Origin of the sequence: Streptomyces ficellus (assembly GCF_009739905.1) — a bacterium.
GTDB lineage: Bacteria > Actinomycetota > Actinomycetes > Streptomycetales > Streptomycetaceae > Streptomyces > Streptomyces ficellus_A.
In genome coordinates this window covers 4,287,470-4,305,235 of sequence record NZ_CP034279.1, presented here as the reverse complement: position 1 = coordinate 4,305,235, position 17,766 = coordinate 4,287,470, and the positions used below count along the sequence as shown (strand labels likewise).

Annotated in this window: 15 protein-coding genes and 1 tRNA gene; 4 read left to right on the top strand and 12 right to left on the bottom strand. The window is 74.6% G+C overall.

The genetic code is table 11. The features are described 5' to 3' along the window. Nucleotides 1-72 precede the first annotated feature (72 nt). On the top strand, nt 73-3,504 hold the full coding sequence (locus EIZ62_RS19305) for a S41 family peptidase (protein WP_156693902.1): 3,432 nt from the start codon (nt 73-75) through the stop codon (nt 3,502-3,504). Between the two features lie 477 nt (nt 3,505-3,981). On the opposite strand, the gene EIZ62_RS19300 is transcribed toward EIZ62_RS19305, so the two are convergent. From EIZ62_RS19300 to EIZ62_RS19285, 4 genes are all read right to left on the bottom strand, one after another. Beyond that, nucleotides 3,982-4,182 (bottom strand): hypothetical protein, encoded by a 201-nt coding sequence (locus EIZ62_RS19300; RefSeq protein WP_156693901.1) that lies wholly within the window; start codon nt 4,180-4,182, stop codon nt 3,982-3,984. Between the two features lie 95 nt (nt 4,183-4,277). Beyond that, on the bottom strand, nt 4,278-5,174 hold the full coding sequence (locus EIZ62_RS19295; RefSeq protein ID WP_156693900.1) for an SDR family oxidoreductase: 897 nt from the start codon (nt 5,172-5,174) through the stop codon (nt 4,278-4,280). After that, on the bottom strand, nt 5,171-6,049 hold the full coding sequence (locus EIZ62_RS19290) for an alpha/beta fold hydrolase (RefSeq protein WP_156693899.1): 879 nt from the start codon (nt 6,047-6,049) through the stop codon (nt 5,171-5,173). The genes EIZ62_RS19295 and EIZ62_RS19290 overlap by 4 nt, the downstream gene beginning before the upstream one ends. After that, nucleotides 6,046-7,587, bottom strand: coding sequence for a flavin-containing monooxygenase (locus tag EIZ62_RS19285; protein WP_156693898.1), 1,542 nt, complete (start codon nt 7,585-7,587; stop codon nt 6,046-6,048). The genes EIZ62_RS19290 and EIZ62_RS19285 overlap by 4 nt, the downstream gene beginning before the upstream one ends. A gap of 266 nt (nt 7,588-7,853) precedes the next feature. On the opposite strand from EIZ62_RS19285, the gene EIZ62_RS19280 reads away from it, so the two are divergent. Continuing rightward, a complete protein-coding gene (locus EIZ62_RS19280; RefSeq protein ID WP_156696487.1) occupies nt 7,854-8,480 on the top strand; it encodes a MerR family transcriptional regulator in 627 nt (208 codons plus the stop codon). A 34-nt stretch (nt 8,481-8,514) separates the two neighbouring features. Here the strand turns inward: EIZ62_RS19280 and EIZ62_RS19275 are convergent, their stop codons facing one another. Both EIZ62_RS19275 and EIZ62_RS19270 read right to left on the bottom strand, forming a co-directional pair. Next, nucleotides 8,515-9,555 (bottom strand): DUF6528 family protein, encoded by a 1,041-nt coding sequence (locus tag EIZ62_RS19275; protein ID WP_156693897.1) that lies wholly within the window; start codon nt 9,553-9,555, stop codon nt 8,515-8,517. 137 nt (nt 9,556-9,692) lie between these two features. Continuing rightward, entirely contained in the window at nt 9,693-10,490 is a 798-nt protein-coding gene (locus EIZ62_RS19270; protein ID WP_156693896.1) for an exodeoxyribonuclease III, read from the bottom strand. A 59-nt stretch (nt 10,491-10,549) separates the two neighbouring features. On the opposite strand from EIZ62_RS19270, the gene EIZ62_RS19265 reads away from it, so the two are divergent. Both EIZ62_RS19265 and EIZ62_RS19260 read left to right on the top strand, forming a co-directional pair. After that, complete coding sequence (locus tag EIZ62_RS19265) at nt 10,550-11,029, top strand: GNAT family N-acetyltransferase (protein ID WP_156693895.1); 480 nt, start codon at nt 10,550-10,552, stop codon at nt 11,027-11,029. 134 nt (nt 11,030-11,163) lie between these two features. Further along, the gene (locus tag EIZ62_RS19260; RefSeq protein ID WP_156693894.1) at nt 11,164-12,141 is read left to right on the top strand and encodes a trypsin-like serine peptidase; all 978 of its coding nucleotides are present in this window, start codon (nt 11,164-11,166) and stop codon (nt 12,139-12,141) included. Between the two features lie 41 nt (nt 12,142-12,182). On the opposite strand, the gene EIZ62_RS19255 is transcribed toward EIZ62_RS19260, so the two are convergent. From EIZ62_RS19255 to moaC, 6 genes are all read right to left on the bottom strand, one after another. Next, on the bottom strand, nt 12,183-14,228 hold the full coding sequence (locus EIZ62_RS19255; protein WP_156693893.1) for an RICIN domain-containing protein: 2,046 nt from the start codon (nt 14,226-14,228) through the stop codon (nt 12,183-12,185). 321 nt (nt 14,229-14,549) lie between these two features. Beyond that, a tRNA-Ala gene (locus EIZ62_RS19250) sits at nt 14,550-14,623 on the bottom strand. Between the two features lie 86 nt (nt 14,624-14,709). Beyond that, nucleotides 14,710-15,825: a divisome protein SepX/GlpR gene (gene sepX / locus EIZ62_RS19245; RefSeq protein WP_156693892.1), complete on the bottom strand. Its 1,116-nt coding sequence runs from the start codon at nt 15,823-15,825 to the stop codon at nt 14,710-14,712. Nucleotides 15,826-15,969: 144 nt separating this feature from the next. Continuing rightward, nucleotides 15,970-16,572, bottom strand: coding sequence for a GNAT family N-acetyltransferase (locus EIZ62_RS19240; RefSeq protein ID WP_156696485.1), 603 nt, complete (start codon nt 16,570-16,572; stop codon nt 15,970-15,972). Between the two features lie 14 nt (nt 16,573-16,586). Then, a complete protein-coding gene (locus EIZ62_RS19235; RefSeq protein WP_156696486.1) occupies nt 16,587-17,057 on the bottom strand; it encodes a MogA/MoaB family molybdenum cofactor biosynthesis protein in 471 nt (156 codons plus the stop codon). Nucleotides 17,058-17,215: 158 nt separating this feature from the next. Further along, a complete protein-coding gene (moaC, locus tag EIZ62_RS19230; protein WP_156693891.1) occupies nt 17,216-17,716 on the bottom strand; it encodes a cyclic pyranopterin monophosphate synthase MoaC in 501 nt (166 codons plus the stop codon). Nucleotides 17,717-17,766: the final 50 nt, after the last annotated feature.

Below are 17,766 nucleotides of genomic sequence, written 5' to 3'. Positions count from 1 at the left end.
CGGGCGCCCCGCGTCCGGAAAGGTGCGCCCGGCCGGGTTGCCGGGCCCCCTGAGCGCGGAAAGCATGGCTGTGTGAGCAGCGACGGCGCATACCTCCGCTTCCCCCACCTCCACGACGGCCTGCTGAGCTTCGTGGCCGAGGACGACCTCTGGGTCGCGCCCCTGGTCGCGGACGGCGAACCGCCCGGCCGCGCCTGGCGCGTGACGGTCGACCGGACCCGCGTCGGGCACCCGCGCTTCTCGCCGGACGGGCGGCACCTCGCGTACACGACCTGGCGCAGCCTGGACCCCGAGATCCACCTGGCACCGGTCGACGGCGGGCCCGCGCGCCGGCTCACCTACTGGGGGGCGACGGACACGCGGGTGTGCGGGTGGACGCCGGACGGCGAGATCCTGGCCGTCGCCTCGCACGGCCAGCCGTTCTCGCACTTCTCCTGGGCCTACAAGGTCCCCGTCGACGGGTCGCCCGGCGGGCGCCTGCCGTGGGGGCCGGTCTCCGACATCGCGGTCGCGGACGTCGACGGGCAGCACCTCACGCTCCTGCTGACCGGTAAGCCGCCGCACGAGCCGGCCTCCTGGAAGCGGTACCGGGGCGGGGCGACCGGGCGGCTGTGGCTGCACGGGGAGCAACTGCTGCCGGACCTCGGCGGCCACCTCGACTGCGTGATGTTCGTGGACGGCCGGATCGCGTTCCTCTCCGACCACGAGGGCGTCGGCAACCTCTACTCGTGCCTCCCGGACGGCACCGGCCTGCGGCGGCACACCGACCACGACGCCTTCTACGCACGGCACGCCTCCACCGACGGGCGCCGCGTGGTCTACCAGTGCGCGGGCGACCTGTGGACCGTGGACGCCCTGACCCCCGACTCGGTGCCGCGCCGGCTGGCGGTGCGGCTCGGCGGGCCGCGCGCGGGACGGCGCACCTACCAGGTGCCCGCGGCCCACCACGTGGACGCCGTGTCGGTCGACGAGACGGGCCGGGCCAGCGCCGTCTGCGTACGCGGCAGCCTGTACTGGCTCACCCACCGGGACGGCCCCGCCCGGACCATCGCCGACACCGCGGGCGTCCGGGTACGGCTCCCGGAGATGCTCGGCAGCAGCGGACGCGTCGCGTACGTCACGGACGCCGAGGGCGAGGACGCCGTGGAGGTGGCCCACCTCCCTCGCGCCAGCGGCGACCGCGAGCCCCGGCGGCTCGCGGCGGGCGAACTGGGCCACGTCACCGAGATGGTGGCCGACCCCGACGGCGAACGGCTCGCCATCGCCTCGAACGACGGCCGGCTCCTGCTCCTGGACGTCTCGGAGGAACCGGAGACCCTGACCGGTGAGCTGGGCCAGGTGGATGGGCTGGGCGAGGCGGGCGGGGCGGGTGAGGCGGGAGGGCCGGGCGAGGCTGGTGGGACCCACGACGCCCCTGCGACCGACGCCGCGGATGAGCCCACCGGGGCCACCGGGCCTGCCGACGCCACCCACGCCGACGCCGCCACCGGCGCCCTGACCGAGCTGACCCGGTCCGTCAACGGGCCCGTCCGCGACCTGGCGTTCTCCCCCGACGGGGCCTGGCTCACGTGGTCCCACCCGGGCGTCGGCCGGTCGCTGCGCCAGATCAAGATCGCCCGGATCAAGGACCGGACGATCGTGGACGTCACCAACGGCCGCTTCGAGGACGAGAGCCCGGTGTTCACCCGCGACGGCCGCTACCTCGCCTTCCTGTCCTGGCGGGGCTTCGACCCGGTGTACGACGTGCACACCGGGGACCTGTCCTTCCCGCTCGGCTGCCGTCCCCACCTCGTGCCCCTCTCCTCCACCACGCCCTCCCCCTTCGCGCTGTCGCCGGAGGGGCGCCCGGCCGCCGGGGGGCTGGACCTGGCGGAGGAGGCGCCGGAGGGCGACGGGACGGTGGTGGTCGAGTTCGAGGGGCTGGAGAACCGGGTGACGCCCTTCCCGGTCACCGCCTCCAAGTACTCGTCCCTGCACCCGGTGAACGGCGGCGGGCTGGTCTGGCTGCGGTGGCCGATCTCGGGCGCGCTCGGCGAGACGTTCGTCAACCCGGCCGACACCTCGGGGCGGCCCACGCTCGAACACTTCAGCCTCACCAAGGCCCGCAAGACCGAGCTGGTCGACCACCTGGACTGGTACGCCGTGAGCGGTGACGGGACCCGGCTCGTCGTGGTCGACGAGGGCGACCTGCGCGCGGTCCCGGCGACCGAGAGCGGCGACAGCGACTCCACGGTGTACGTCGACTCCCGCCGCATCCCGCACGACGTGGACCCGGGCGCGGAGTGGCGCCAGGCGTACGACGAGGCGGGCCGCATCATCCGCGCGTACTTCTGGGACCCGGGCATGAGCGGCATCGACTGGGACGGCGTCCTCGACCAGTACCGCCCGCTGGTCGAACGGGTCGCCTCGCCCGACGAGTTCGCGGACCTGATGCGGGAGGTGCTGGGCGAGCTGGGCACCTCGCACGCGTACGTCACGCCCGCGCGCCGCAACGAGGGCCCGCCGCACTACCAGCGGGCCCAGGGCCTGCTGGGCGCGAACTTCGTCTGCCGGGACGGACGGTGGACGGTGAAGCGGATCCTGCCGGGCGAGTCGTCCGACTCCAAGGCGCGTTCGCCCCTGGCGGGCACCGGGATCCGGGAGGGCGCCGTCCTCACCCATGTCGACGGCCGCCCGGTGGACCCGGTGGCGGGGCCCTACCCGCTCCTGGCGGGGGCGGGCGGGACGACGGTCGACCTGACGTTCCGCCCCGACGGGGGCGAGGGCCGCGCCCGGCGCGTCGCCGTCGTCCCGCTCGTCGACGAACGGCCGCTGCGGTACCAGGACTGGGTCGCCAAGCGGCGGGAGGTGGTGCGGGAGCTGAGCGGCGGCGTGTGCGGTTACCTGCACATCCCGGACATGGGCGGCTCCGGCTGGGCGCAGTTCAACCGGGACCTGCGCCTGGAGGTGTCCCGGCCCGCCCTGATCGTGGACGTGCGGGGCAACGCGGGCGGGCACATCAGCGAGCTCGTCGTCGAGACGCTCACCCGCAGGATCCTGGGCTGGGACCTCACCCGGGGCGCCCAGCCCGTTTCGTACGCCTCGAACGCCCCGCGCGGCCCGGTCGTCGCCCTCGCCGACGAGGCCACCGCGTCGGACGGCGACATGATCACGGCGGCCTTCAAGCTGCTGGGCCTCGGCCCGGTGGTCGGCCGGCGCACCTGGGGCGGTGTCGTCGGCATGACGGGTCGCCACCGGCTGGGCGACGGCACGGTCATCACGGTGCCGATGAACGCGGCCTGGTTCGACGAGTACGGCTGGTCGATCGAGAACCACGGCGTGGCACCGGACATCGAGATCCTGCGCACCCCGCTGGACTGGGCGGAGGGCCGCCACCGCCAGCTGTCCGACGCGGTGGAGGTCGCGCTGGACCTGCTGGCGACCCATCCGGCGTCCCGCCCGCCGGACTACTCGCAGGTCCCCGACCTGGCCCGGCCCAAGCTCCCCCCGAGGCCGAACCCCTGACGACCGCCCGGCCCCTGTGACGGACGGCCCCTGTGACGGCCCCGTCCGTGCGCAGGACGCGCGGGCGGGGCCGTCCTCACCGCGCCACCGGGCCCAGGTGCCGCCCAGGCAGACCCGGAGCAGTCGACGGCCGACGAGCGGGTCTGGTTCGTCCACCTACCGCCGGTCTCCTTCCAGGAGGAGACCTGGGTCACCGCGCAGTAGCCGTCCCGGACGGTGTCGTCGGCGGCGGCCCGCGCCGGGAGGGCGGTGGTCGGCCCGGACACCCGGCGCCGGCACCCGTCGGCGAACGCAGGGCGCGCCGGGACGGGCGTCGTCCCGCGCTGGTCCGGCATCCGCCGAAACCCTCGCGGCAGTCCGCCGGTTCCTCGTCCGTTCGCGGTACTCCGGGCCCGGGGGGCCGGTGCCGCGCACCCGCGGGACGCGCGAAGGCGCACCCGGCGTCCCGGGTGCGCCCTTCACCGCTGCGGCGTGGCGTCAGACCTCGTCGAGGTCCCGCCGGTCCTGCGCCATGCGCGTGTCGCCCTGGGGGCGGCGCTCGTCGCGCTCGGGACGGCCGCCCTGCTGCCGGTCCTTCTGCGTACGCTCCTGCGCATCGCGCTTCGCGTCCTGGGCCCGCCGCTTGGCCTGGTCCTTCATGTCCTGCGCCTTGTCCTGGAACTGGTCTGCGATACCCATCGAGGTTTCTCCTGAAAGGGTGGGGGACTGCGGGAACCGTGATCGGTTCCCGGCCTCGACCAGATTTGCACGCCCCGACATTCCGCGCATTTCGATCAAGCTGTAGTCGCCCGATCACTCTCCGTGCGCTCCTGTTCGTCGGCCGCGCCGCCCGCTCCGACGAGTCCCGTCCGCACGCCCGACAGCCGGGGCTCGAAGCGCCGCATCTCGCGCCGGCCGACCGTCGCGATCACCCCCGGCAGGTAGCCGCGCACCGACTGCATGCCCCGCAGCCACCACTGCGCGTACACGTGCGCCGAGCGCCGTTCGATGCCCGCGACGATCCGGTCGACGGCGGGGCCCAGGGGGTACGTACGGTTCGACGGCCACGGCAGCCGCTGCCGCAACTCCCGCATCACGTCGTCCTGGTCGGCGCCGCGCACCATGTCGGTGTCGGTCCACGACAGGTAGCCCACGCCGACGCCCACGCCCTTGTGGCCGACCTCCGCGCGCAGGCTGTGGGCGAACGCCTCCACACCCGACTTGGAGGCGCAGTACGCGGACATCATCGGCGCGGGCGTGATGGCCGCGAGCGACGCGATCTGGAGGAAGTACCCCCGGCTCTCCGTCAGCACCGGCAGGAACGCCCGCCCCGTCACGGCGCCGCCGATGAGGTTGACCTCGATCACCCGGCGCCACGCGACCGGGTCGGAGTCGGCGAAGGGGCCGCCCGCCGCGACACCGGCGTTGGCGACGACGACGTCCACCTTGCCGAAGCGTTCCTTCACCTCACCGGCGACCCGCGCCATCGCCTCGTGGTCGGTGACGTCGACGTGCCACCAGTCGCTCTCGGTGTGCAGCCGCCCCGACACCTCCTTCAGCAGTTCGGGTTCGAGCCCGAGCAGCGCGACCTTCGCGCCGCGCGCGGACAGCTTGCGCGCCAGCAGTTCCCCGACGCCCCGCGCCCCGCCCGTGACGACGGCGACCTGACCCTCAAGGCTGACCCTGCTCATGCCACTTCCTCCTGCTCGGTACGGACGTAGCGCGTCACCAGCGCGCGGATGCGGGCCGTCACGGCCTCCGGCGCCTCGACCGGCGTCATGTGCCCGACGCCCGCCAGTTCCTCCAGCCCCACGCACTCGGGCAGCGCGGCGGCCAGCGCCCGCGCGTGCACGGGCGGGGTGAGCCGGTCGGCCGTCCCGGCGATCACCGCCGTGGGCACGGTCAGCCGACGTACGTCCGCCTCGACGTCGAGGCCGGCCAGCACGTGCGACCAGGCGACCCGCACCGCGCGCGGGCAGGCGTGCACGATCCGGGCGCACTCCGCGACCCGCTCGGCCGCCGAACCGGGGCCCATCGTGGCGTACTTGAGGACGGCCCTGGACACGGGGGTCACCGGTCCCAGGGGTGCCCGTGCGCCCAGGACGGCCCGGGTCAGCCGGGTCCGCAGCCGCCCGGCCCGCAGCGGCAGCACCAGCGACTCGGCGACCAGCCGCGAGGGGCCCGTGCTGCACAGCAGGACGGCCGCCGCGTGCTCGCGCAGCCCGGGTCGCCCGGCGGCGGCCATGAGCGTCATGCCGCCCATGGAGTGACCGGCCAGGACGGCCTTCTCGCCCGGCGCGAGGGTGGCCGCCAGCACGGCCTCCAGGTCGTCGGCGAGGGCGTCCGTGGTGTACCCGGCCGGCCCCACGGCGGGCGTGCGCCCGTGGCCGCGCTGGTCGTAGACGATCACCCGGTGGTCGGCGGACAGGTCCCGCACCTGGGCGGCCCAGAACTCGGTCGAGCAGGTCCAGCCGTGGGACAGCACCACCGCCGGGGCGTCCTCGGGCCCGTACACCTCGGCGTGCAGCCGCGATCCGTCGGCGGAGACGGCGGGGACGGTCCTCATGCCACGGCCCCCTTCGCGGCGCCGGAGCCGGGGCCGCCGGGCTTGGCGTCCGACAGCGGCCGGGCGCGGACCACCTCGTACTCCGACAGGTCCACCTGCCGCGTCGCGCGCCGGAACTCGGCCGTCGTGCCGGGCCAGATGGTGGTGTTGCGCCCGTTCGCGTCCAGGTACCAGCTGTCGCAGCCGCCGGCGTTCCAGACCGTGCGCTCCATGCGGGTCTGCACGCGCCGGTTCCAGGCGGCGACGGCCGACGGCCGGGCGGCGAGGGCGGCCCGGCCGCCGAGGACGTCCAGTTGGCGCACGTAGTCGGCCAGGTAGTTCAGCTGGGACTCGATCATGAGGATCATGGAGGAGTTCCCGAGACCCGTGTTGGGCCCGATGATCGTCATCCAGTTGGGGAAGCCCGCGGCGGTCGCGCCCCGGAGCGACTCCATGCCGTCCTTCCACGCCTCGGCGAGCGTGATCCCGTCGGCGCCCACCACGCGCTGGGCGATCGGCATGTCGGTGACGTGGAACCCGGTGCCGAAGATGATCGTGTCGGCCTCGGTCTCCGTCCCGTCCGCGGCGACGAGCATCCTGCCGCGCACCTGCGCCAGCCCGGAGGCGACGACGTCCACGTTGGGTTGCGCGAGGGCCGGGTAGTACTCGCTGGACAGCAGGATGCGCTTGCAGCCGATGCGGTAGTCCGGGGTCAGTCTGGCCCGCAGAGCGGGGTCCTTGATGGCCCGGCCCATGTTGGCCTTGGCGATCGACTCGATCAGCCGCAGCTCGTTCGGCCGCTTGGTGAACGCGCTGACCTGCAACTCGCGTATGCCCCACAGCAGTCCGCGGCGGGCCTTGCCGGTGAACGGCAACTGCCGGTGCAGCCAGCGCTCCACGCCGCTGATGGCGCGGTCCATGCGGGGCATGACCCACGGCGGGGTCCGCTGGAACAGGGTCAGGGAGCGGGCCTTCGGCTGGATCGCCGGGACGATCTGGATGGCCGAGGCGCCGGTGCCGATCATCGCGACGCGCTCACCGGTCAGGTCGTGGTCGTGGTCCCAGCGGGCGGAGTGGAAGACCTTGCCGCCGGCCTCCTCGAAGGAGGCGAGCCCGGGGATGTCCGGGATCTTCGGGTCGGACAGGGGGCCGGTCGCGGAGACGACGATGTCGGCGGTGAGCGTGCCGCCGGAGGTCTCGATCTCCCACCGCAGCTCGTCGTTGTCCCAGCGCATCATCATGACCTCGTGGTTGAGGCGGATGTGCGGGCGCAGGCGGAAGGTGTCGGTGACGTGCTCCAGGTAGGCGCGGATGTGCCGCTGTCCTGAGAAGGTGCGCGGCCAGTCGGGGTTGGGCGCGAACGAGAACGAGTAGAGGTGCGACGGCACGTCGCACGCGCAGCCGGGGTAGCTGTTGTCGCGCCAGGTGCCGCCGACCGAGTCGGCCCGCTCCAGGACGACGAAGTCGGTGATCCCCTCGCGGCGCAGCCGGACGGCGGCGCCGAGGCCGCCGAATCCGGATCCGATCACCGCCACTCGTACGTGCTCGTGCTGGCTCATGCCGCCTCCGCATCGGAAATCCGCTGTCCGCAAACTCTGCCAGTATTCACTGGCACGGTTGTTGGGAGAGTAGGGCAGGTTCCTACCGAGCGGTAGAGGGTGGGCCAAGGAAGTTACCGGCGGTACGACATAGGGTTGCGGACGTGACGAACCAGCGGGCGAACGGACGGGCGGGCGGACGGTCCCACACACCGGCGGGCGACGCGGTGGACGCACCGGCGGATGCACCGACCGGCGGCGCGGACGGCGGCGCGCGCGAGTACCGCATGCAGGAGCTCGCCGACGCCGCCGGCATCACCGCCCGTACGCTGCGCTTCTACCGCGAGCGCGGCCTGATCCCGCCGCCCCGCCGCGAGGGCCGCATCGCCTGGTACGGGCCCCAGCACCTGGCCCGGCTGCGGACGATCGCCGCCCTGCTGGAGCGCGGCCACACCCTCAACGGCATCGCCGACCTGGCCGCGGCCTTCGAGAGCGGGCGCGACGTCGGCCAGGTGCTCGGGCTCGGCGAACCGACGGAGGAGGAGCCGGTCCGGCTCACGCCCGAGGAACTCGCCGACCACTTCGGCGACCAGGTCACGCCCGAGAACTTCGCCGCCGCCCTCGAACTCGGCTACCTGGCCACCGACGGCGAGCAGATCGTGCACGTCAGCCGCCGCCTGCTGGAGGTCTCGGCCGCCCTCGTCAAGGAGGGCCTCCCGCTGTCCGCGGTACTGGCCGCGGCCAACCGCGTCCGGGAGCACGCCGACGCGCTGGCCGCCCTGTTCGCCGACCTGCTGCACAGCCACGAGGTGGGCGACGCCGACGTCGTACGGCTGCGCCCGCTGGCCAAGAGCGTGGTGGAGGCCGAGGTCTCGATGGCCCTGGACCGCCGCCTGCGCGCCCTCAAGCCGTGATCGCCGCCGGCGGGTGGCCCCGGACGCACGGCGCTCACCGCCACGGGGGCGCGAGCCGCCACCAGCGGGCCTTGTAGACGCCGCCGTTCGCCAGCCGGTACGTCCCGGACGGCCGGTGCACCGCCACGGTGCGCGTCCACCAGCTCTCGCCCAGCCCCCGCTCCGGCACCGTCGAGAGCACCTGCCCGGTCACGGGGTCGTCCCCCACCGCCTTGACCCGCGCCCGGCTGATCGCCGCCGCGCCCGGATAGTCCCGCAGGAACGCACCGGTGCTCTTCACGTACTGGTAGACCGCCGAGCCGCTGCTCACCCACAGCCGGTCCGGGTCCCCCGCCACCTGCCCCAGGTCGTGCCCGTGCGGGGTCGGCAGCCGCGCCTCGGAGGTCACGGTGAGCGTCGGGGCGGCCGTCGTGCCGCCCACCTCCAGGGCCACCAGCCGGTCCCCGCCCAGGGCCCACAGCACCCGCCGGGCGGCGTCCCACTGGAGCCCGTGCGCGTCCTTCAGCGGATGGTCCACATAGGCCGCGCCCGGCCGTCCCGGACGGGCACCGGCGGCGTAGAGCCGGACGACACCGCCGGTGCTGCCGGCCACGGCGACGTTGCCGTCCGGCAGCAGCTCGATGCTGTGCGGGTTGTGCCGGACGGTGCCCGGCGAGAGCGCCGCGCCGAAGTACCGCCGGCCCGACGGGTACGCGACCACGGCCGCGAAGCCGTAGGAGGCCACGGTCAGCACGTACGTCCGCCCGCGCCACCGGCGCACCTTGGCCTCACTCGGGTGCACCCAGCTGACGCCGGGGTCCAGGTCGGCGTAGCGCGCGTCCCCGACCGGCGAGAACGCCCACTTCACGACGGCCGGAGCGGCGGCCGGGTCCCAGTCGCGCCTGCGGCCGTCGAGGACCAGGACGCGCTTGGAGGCCTGGTCGGCGAGGAGGACGTCGGGCGTCCCGGCGGGGATCTCGTGAGCGGGGACCGGGACGGTGGCCGACGTCGGTACGGTGGCGGCGATCAGCGCTGCGCACGCGACCGTCGCGAACAGGGCGGGCTTCAGCGGCGTACGTACGGCGGTGATGCGCACGGCGCCTTACCCTGCCAGAAGCTTCCCCCGAACCCGGGCGCGCCACACGGGCCCTGGCGGACCCTCACTTCCGGATCGCCCGGTCCCGCTTGGGCAGCGGGGCTCCACGAATCCTCCGGGAGCCCTCTACGGTCGCTTCACAGGTCGTACGCGGCCGTGACCGGCGCGTGATCGCTCCACCGCTCGCCGTGGGTCGCCGCCCGCTCGACCCAGGCCTTGACCGCGCGGTCGGCGAGGCCCGGGGTCGCCACCTGGAGGTCGATGCGCCAGCCCGCGTCATTGTCGAAGGCGCGGCCGCGGTAGGACCACCACGAGTACGGCCCGTCCACGCCGGGGTGCAGGGCCCGGACGACGTCCACGTACGCGGCCTCGCCGAAGACGCGGGTGAGCCACTCGCGCTCCTCGGGGAGGAAGCCGGAGTTCTTCTGGTTGGCCTTCCAGTTCTTCAGGTCGGCCTGCTGGTGCGCGATGTTCCAGTCGCCGCAGACGACCACCTCGCGGCCGTCGGCGGCCGCGCGCTCCCGCAGCCCCTTGAGGTAGGGGAGGAACTCGCCCATGAAGCGGTACTTCTCCTCCTGCCGTTCGGTGCCGACCTCGCCCGAGGGCAGGTAGAGGCTCGCGACCGTGACGCCGGGCAGGTCGGCCTCCACGTACCGGCCGCTGCCGTCGAACTCGTCCGACCCGAACCCGACCCGTACGGCGTCGGGCTCGCGCCGCGTGTAGAGGGCGACGCCCGCGCGGCCCTTCGCGGCGGCCGGGGCGTGCACCGTGTGCCACCCCTCGGGGGCGCGGACCGCCTCGGGCAGCTGGGACTCCTCGGCCCGCACCTCCTGGAGGCACACCACGTCGGCCTCGGTGGCGGCGAGCCACTCCACGAAGCCCTTCTTGGCGGCGGCGCGCAGACCGTTTACGTTCACGGACGTCACAATGAGCATCCGCGCACCCTATCCGTCCGGCCTCGAAGATCGCCCCGCATGATTGTACGATTCTCCGCATGATTATTCACACTCGGTCGTTCGACCACCCCGACGCCCGCAAGCTCAACGACCTGGTCCAGCAGGAGTACGTCGAGCGGTACGGCGACGGGGGCGACCTGACGCCGCTGGACCCGGGGATGTTCCTCCCGCCGCGCGGCCTCTACCTGATCGCGTACGACCCGCTGGACCGCCCCGTCGCCACCGGCGGCTGGCGCACCCAGGACCGCAACGAGGAGGGCTACGCGGACGGAGACGCCGAGCTCAAGCGCATGTACGTGGTCCCCGAGGCGCGCGGCCTGGGCCTCGCCCGCCGCATCCTCGCCGCCCTGGAGGACGACGCCCGGGCCGCCGGCCGCACCCGCATGGTGCTGGAGACGGGCGACGCCCAGCCGGAGGCGATCGCGCTCTACACCTCCAGCGGCTACGAGCCCTGCGCCAAGTTCGGCTACTACCGCGAGTACGAGAGCAGCCGCTGCTTCGCCAAGCCGCTGAGATGACCCTGACGCGCTCCTGACAAATTGCCGCTGTCCGTGGCACGCTGCCTCACGCACGTCGATCCGCACCGCTCTTCGTTCCCCCACCCTGCCCGGCCGCGCCGACCGCGCCCCGGGCACGGCAGAAGGAGACATGCGTGAGAGGCCATCGCACCGCCATGGGCGTCCTGCTGACCGTCGGAGCCCTGCTGACCGGAGCCCTGTCGGCGACCGCCGCGACCGCGGCCGCACCCGCCACCACCCCCGCGCCCGGCGCCCGGAGCGTCGGCCCCGCCGAACAGCGGGAGGCGCGCACCTTCTGGACCGCCGAGCGGATGCGCGGCGCGACCCCGCTCGACCTGGTGCTCACCCCGCGGGCCGCGCGGCAGCTCAAGACCCCCAAGCCGGACGGCGCCCCGACGACCGTGGCCCCGACCCGCGTCGCCCCCACCGCCTTCCCCCAGCCGGGCGGCCCCTGGACCGTTGGCGGCGCGGTGGTGAAGACCTCGGGACGGGTGTTCTTCACCATGCAGGGCCGCACGGCCTCCTGCTCCGGCAACGCCGTGACCAGCCAGAACGCCAGCACGGTCATCACCGCCGGGCACTGCGTGAAGTACCAGGGCACCTGGCACACCAACTGGGTCTTCGTCCCCGGGTACGACAACGGCCAGGCCCCCTACGGCCAGTGGACGGCCTCGAAGACGCTGACCACACCGCAGTGGGAGGCGAGCGAGGACATCAACCACGACATCGGCGCCGCCGTGGTCGCGCCCCTCGACGGCCAGAAGCTCACCGCCGTCACCGGCGCGCAGGGCATCCAGTTCAACGGCGGCTACAACAAGCGGATGTACGCCTTCGGCTTCCCGGCCGCGTCCCCGTACGACGGCTCCAAGCTGATCCACTGCAGCGGGAACTCCTCCAAGGACTGGCTCTTCTCGCAGGACCACAGCCTCGGCTGCAACATGACCGGCGGCTCCAGCGGCGGCCCCTGGTTCACCGGCTTCGACGAGACCGCCGGCACCGGCCTCCAGGTGTCGGTGAACAGCTTCGGCTACGTCTTCCTGCCGAACCGGATGTTCGGCCCGTACTTCGGCAACGAGGCCAAGGCCCTGTACGACAAGGCCCAGGCATCCTGAACGCCACCGCCCCGCCCGGCGACCCGGGCGGGGCGGCCCGCTCACCGCACGCCCACCACGAGCCCCGGAACGGTGACCGGCGGGACGGCGACGGGCGAGCCGATGACCGGTGACAGCGCGGCCCGAGCCTCCCGCGCGGGCTCGCGCTCCGGCGCGGGCGCCGGGTCCGTGACGCCGCGCACGGCGTACCGCTCGCCGGGAGGGCTCCCCGGGCCGGGCACGGACGGGCGGGGCTCGGACGGACCGGGCACGGACTGACCGGGCACGGACTGACCGGGCACGGACGGGCCGGACGGCCGCCCCGGCGACGGCCCGGCGCCGTCGCGCGCGCCTCCGCCCCGGCCCTCACCCCCGGCGTCCCCCGCGGTCCCGGACGCCCGCCGGGGTGCGGGAGTGGCCGGTGCGACAGCGTTGTCAGTGAGCCAGCGCTGGAACTCCGTCCCGTCACGCATCTTGACGACCACACCGGCCCCGGGCAGGGCGGTGGCGGGCACCAGTCCCAGGCCGGCGTGCCACCGGGGTACGACGTGCCCCTGGACGCTCAGGTCGTACCGCACGGTCACGGCGGCCTGCGCCTCGCACAGCCTCAGCACGGCCGCCCCGGAGGACTCCTGGGAGTGGGGGCACAGGGTGGGGGCGGCGGCGCTGCGCAGCAGCCCGTCCCGCTCGTACCGCCACACCTGCGACCCGGAGCCCGAGCACGGCGCGAGGACGAGCTCGGCGCCCACCCGCGGCAGGCCGTCCCGGACGTCCAGGCACTCCCCGGCGCCCGCGTTGCGCAGCCGGGTCCGCAGCGCCCCGGCACCGTCCCCGTCCGCGTGCCCGGCCGACTCGGGCGGCCGCGGCGCGGCGCCGGCGGGCGGGGAGCCCTGCCCGGGGGCGGGACCGCCCACGGCACCGCCCTGCGGGGTGACCGGGTCCCCCGGGCTCACCGCGCCGCTCGGCGTCCCCGCCCCGGCACGCTGCCCGCCCTCGTCCCCGTCCGGCCAGAGGCTCGACAGGGCGACCACGACCAGGACGCCGGCCACCGCGATCCCGAGGCCCACCCGGAGCGCCCCGCCGCGCGGCACGGCCTCGGCGAGGCGCCGTGCGGCGGCGCCCGCCGGGACGACCCGCGAGTGCCGCCCCGCCCTGCGCCCCTCCGCCGGGCGCGTCTGCGCACCGCCTCCCCCGGCCGCCCGCACCCCGAACCCGCGCGCCATGGGGCCGCGCGCCTCGGATCCGCGTGCCGCGCCCGGAGCGCCGTCCCGGGAACGGGTACGGGAGCGGCCGGGCCGGGAGTCCACATAACCCCGGGCGCCCTCGCCCAGCACGCCCTCGGCCAGCAGCAGCGGCAGCCGTCCGTCGGAATGGCGCAGCTGGTCCGCGCCGTACCGGCAGTGCCGGCACTTCGACAAATGCCGCTGGATGTCCGGGATCAGCGCGCCGCCGCGGCGCAGCGATATGTCGAGCAGCCGGTTGTAGTGGCGGCATTCCGGGTCCGCGGCCAGCTCGGAATGCGCGCGCAGACAACCGGCGCGGAACAGTTCGCGGGCGTCTTCGAGTTGTGCCGAGGCGACGCGCGGGTCGACGGCCAGCAATGCGGCCGGAATGGATATCCCTTCCGCCTCGACCTCGCGGTGCCAGAGCAGCACCTGCGCCGGTCCGGGCAGTGCCGCGAACGCCCGGGCGACGAGCTGCCGGTCGGGACCGGGGCCCGCGGGAGCCCTGAGCCCGGCGAGGAGGCCCGCGACGCGGGGGTCGTCGGTCCACTCCCGGACGGTGTGGCGCACCGCGACCAGCAGCCGCGGCCGCAGCGCTCCCGCCGCGCCGCCCCCGCCGCCGTACCGCAGTTCCTCCAGGACTCGCGTGAAGGCGGCGGACACGGCCATCGAGGCGTGGGCGGGCGAGCCGGTGAGGAGCGCCGCGTAGTCGCCGGCCGCGCCCCAGTGCCGTGCCATCAGCGCGGTGGCGGGATAGGCGTCGACCGGGCCCCCGCCGCCGGCCGCCGCGCCCAGCAGGCCGGCCAGTGCCGCGTCCGCCCCTCCTGACGTGGGCGCGTAGGGGGGCGGTGGTGGGGCGGAATGCTCGGGACGGGGAGGGAGCATGGGTCTATTTCCATTCAGGGCATTGCGATGGGGGCTGAAGGGGAACGCCGCCTGATTGGTACATACCTTTTCGGCGCGATTCCCTTTTAGGGACGCCACCGCCCAGGAATTCGAACTGCCGCGCAATTGCGCCCTGTTGGGCCCGCGGGGCTGCACAGCTTTCCATAACCCACGGGTAGGGAACAAGAGTTCCGGCGCTCGGCGCCCTTCGGCCATTTCCCCCGGCCCGCGACCACCGCCCCGCGGTCGTCCGGTCTCGCCCGCGCACCAACGACGAGATCCCGCCCGATCGGAATGATCGGACGGGATCTCGTGTGTGCGTGGACCTGTGGGGATTTGAACCCCAGACCCCCTCGATGCGAACGAGGTGCGCTACCAGACTGCGCCACAGGCCCTTGCGACGTGTGAAACATTAGCATCCCGATCCGGGTGCTCGGAAATCCGCACCCCCGGAGGGCCCGTGGGGCCCGTCACACCACCCTCACTCGTTGGCGGCGCGCGGGCGGTCCTCGTCCGCGTACTGGTCGAAGAGGGGGGTCCGGCCGTGGTCGTGCGAGCGGCGCGGCGGGTGCGGGCTCGGGTGCGGGTTCTGGCGGGTGGCCGGGGGCGGGGTGGGCTCCGCGGCGGAGGAGCGGGCGGCGCTCCAGGTCTCCGGGTCAGTGACGTCGACGCCGCCCGTGGCCCGCGGCGCGACCGGCGCGGTGACGTACGTGGGCAGCGGCACGGGGACCGGGTCCCAGCTGTCGCCGCGGCTGGGGCCGTGGTCGCGCTGCTGGTCCACCCACTCGGCGTGGTCGGTCTGCTCGACCAGTGCGCGGCGTCCGGCCTCCTGCGGGGTGAGCGCGGGGGCGGGCTCCGGGTCCGGCTGGGTGTGGCGGTCCTCGGGCAGGTCGTCGTGGTCCGGGGCCGACCGGCCGCGGGGCCGGCTCTCGCGCAGGCGCTGGGCCGCCGCCTCGGCGCGGCGCCGGTCCATGACGTACACGAAGCGCCGGCGCTCCTGGGCGCGCAGGTGCACGATGTACGCGCTCAGCAGCACGGCCGGGACGCCGGGGGCCCACAGGAAGGCGAGGCCGCCGACGGCCGCGACGATCGCGCCGAGCGTGAAGGCGAGGAAGAGGACGACCGTGGTGCGCCGGCGCCGGGCGAGGACCTTGGAGCGCCGGGCGCGCTCGGCGGCCGCCCCGGCGGGCCGGGGGCGCCGGGCGGGGCGTGGCCGCGCCGGCGGGACCTCCGGGACCTCGAGGCGCGCCTCCGTGTGGTCCGGGGGCGCGGCGAAGGCCCGGACGTCGACCGAGCTGAGGTGCTCCGTCTCGGCGTCCGGGTCGACGTCGGGCGACGCCGCGCGCCCGTCTCCCGACCGCCACCCCTCATCGGCGCCGCCGTGCGGCGGCTGCCCCGATTCGGCGGTGCGCTCCCGCAGCTCCTTGGCGTACCGGCGCTCCATTCCCGCCCGTCCGGACAGAAGCCGGATGGCGGTGCTGAAACGTTCCGTGGGACGGGCTTCGTTCAGCTCGTCCTGCCTGCGGAGCCACATCGGCACCAGGTAGGCGGCCCAGGCCCCGACGATGACTGCGTAGATGAGGCCGCTGCTGCTCACGCCTCACACCGTAGAGGGGTTCGCATCAGGCCATCGGCCAATTGGACCGGTGTGTCGCACGATCTGGCTGATATCACTGAATTTTTTTGCGATTGGTCGGACCGGTTGCGACAGATCGGTGACTGAATTCGAACAAATATTGCATTAATGCGGGGTGCCCCTGCTGATCCGGTGCCAGCGGCGCAGCAGTCCCTCCGGGACCTCCTCCGCCGTGAGCGCGAAGACGAGGTGGTCGCGCCACGCCCCGTCGATGTGGAGGTAACGGGGGCGCAGCCCTTCCTCGCGGAATCCGAGTTTCTCGACGACCCGGCGGCTCGGCGCGTTCTCCGGCCGGATGCACACCTCCATGCGGTGCAGGCCGACCGTGCGGAAGCAGTGGTCCACGGCGAGCGCCACGGCGGTCGGCATGACGCCCCGGCCGGCGACCTCGCGGTCCACCCAGTACCCGACGTGTCCCGAGCACATCGAGCCCCAGGTGATGCCCGCGACGGTCAGCTGTCCGACCAGCCGGCCCTCGTACTCGACGACGAAGGGCAGCATCCGCCCGGCGTTCGCCTCGGTGCGCAGGTGGCGGACCATCTGGCGGTAGGTGGGCCGCTGGGCGAGCGGGCCGCCGGGCGCGGGCGGCGGGATCGTCGCCTCCCAGGGGCGCAGCCAGTCGCGGTTGCGCCGGTTGACCTCCCGCCAGTCCCGCTGGTCGCGCATCTTTATCGGCCGCAGGACGACGGCACCGTCCGCCAGCGTCACGGGCCACGCCGGGTTCATGACGGTCTGGGGTGGTCGCCGCCGCGCAGCTGGTCGACCGCGTGGACCAGGAGCCGCTCCAGGACGGCGAGGCCGTCGCGGACGCCGCCGGTGGAGCCGGGCAGGTTGACGATCAGGGTGCGGCCGGCGACCCCGGCGAGGCCGCGGGAGAGGGCGGCGGTGGGGACCTTGCCGCGGCCGTGGGCGCGGATCGCCTCGGGGATGCCGGGGACCTCGTGGTCGAGGACGCGGCGGGTGGCCTCCGGGGTGCGGTCCGTCGGCGAGATGCCGGTGCCGCCGGTGGTGAGGACGACGTCGTACGCCGCGGCCACCGCGTCGCGCAGGGCGGCCTCGACCGGGTCGCCGTCCGGGACGACCCGGGGCCCGTCGACGGTGAAGCCCAGCGCGGCGAGCCCCTCGGCGAGGATCGGGCCGCCGGTGTCCTGGTAGACGCCGGCGGACGCCCGGTTGGAGGCGGTCACGACCAGGGCGCGGTACGGGGCGCCTCCGGAGGGCGCGGCCGCCGGCTGGTGGCCGGGGGCATGCGCGGTGGGGGCGTGCGCGGGATCGTGGGCGGGGGCGTGCGGGGTTCCGGTGGGCTCCGGTTCCGGGGCGTGCGCGCCGTGGACGTGCCCGGCCCGGGGCGTCACGCCCGCGCCCCTTCCGCCTCGTCGCGCCGGTAGTGGCCCGACTTGCCGCCCGTCTTCTCCTCCACCCGTACGTCGGTGATGACGGCCGCCTTGTCGACGGCCTTGATCATGTCGACGACGGTGAGGGCGGCGACCGAGACGGCCGTGAGGGCCTCCATCTCGACGCCCGTGCGGTCGGTGGTCTTCACCGTCGCCGCGATCTCGACCGCGTCGTCCGCGACGGACAGGTCCAGCTTCACGCCCGAGACGGCCAGCGGGTGGCAGAGCGGGATGAGGTCGGGGGTGCGCTTGGCGCCCATGATGCCCGCGATCCGGGCGGTGGCGAGGGCGTCGCCCTTGGGGACGCCCTCGCCGCGCAGCAGCTCGATCACCCGGGGCGAGACGAGGACCCGGCCGGTGGCGCGGGCGGTGCGGGCGGTGACGTCCTTGCCGGAGACGTCGACCATGCGGGCCGCCCCGGACTCGTCGATGTGCGTCAGGCTGCCTTGCGTACTCACTGCTGAACTCCGCCTCGCGTGTTCCGGCGCCGATTGCCCCGCACGGCCCA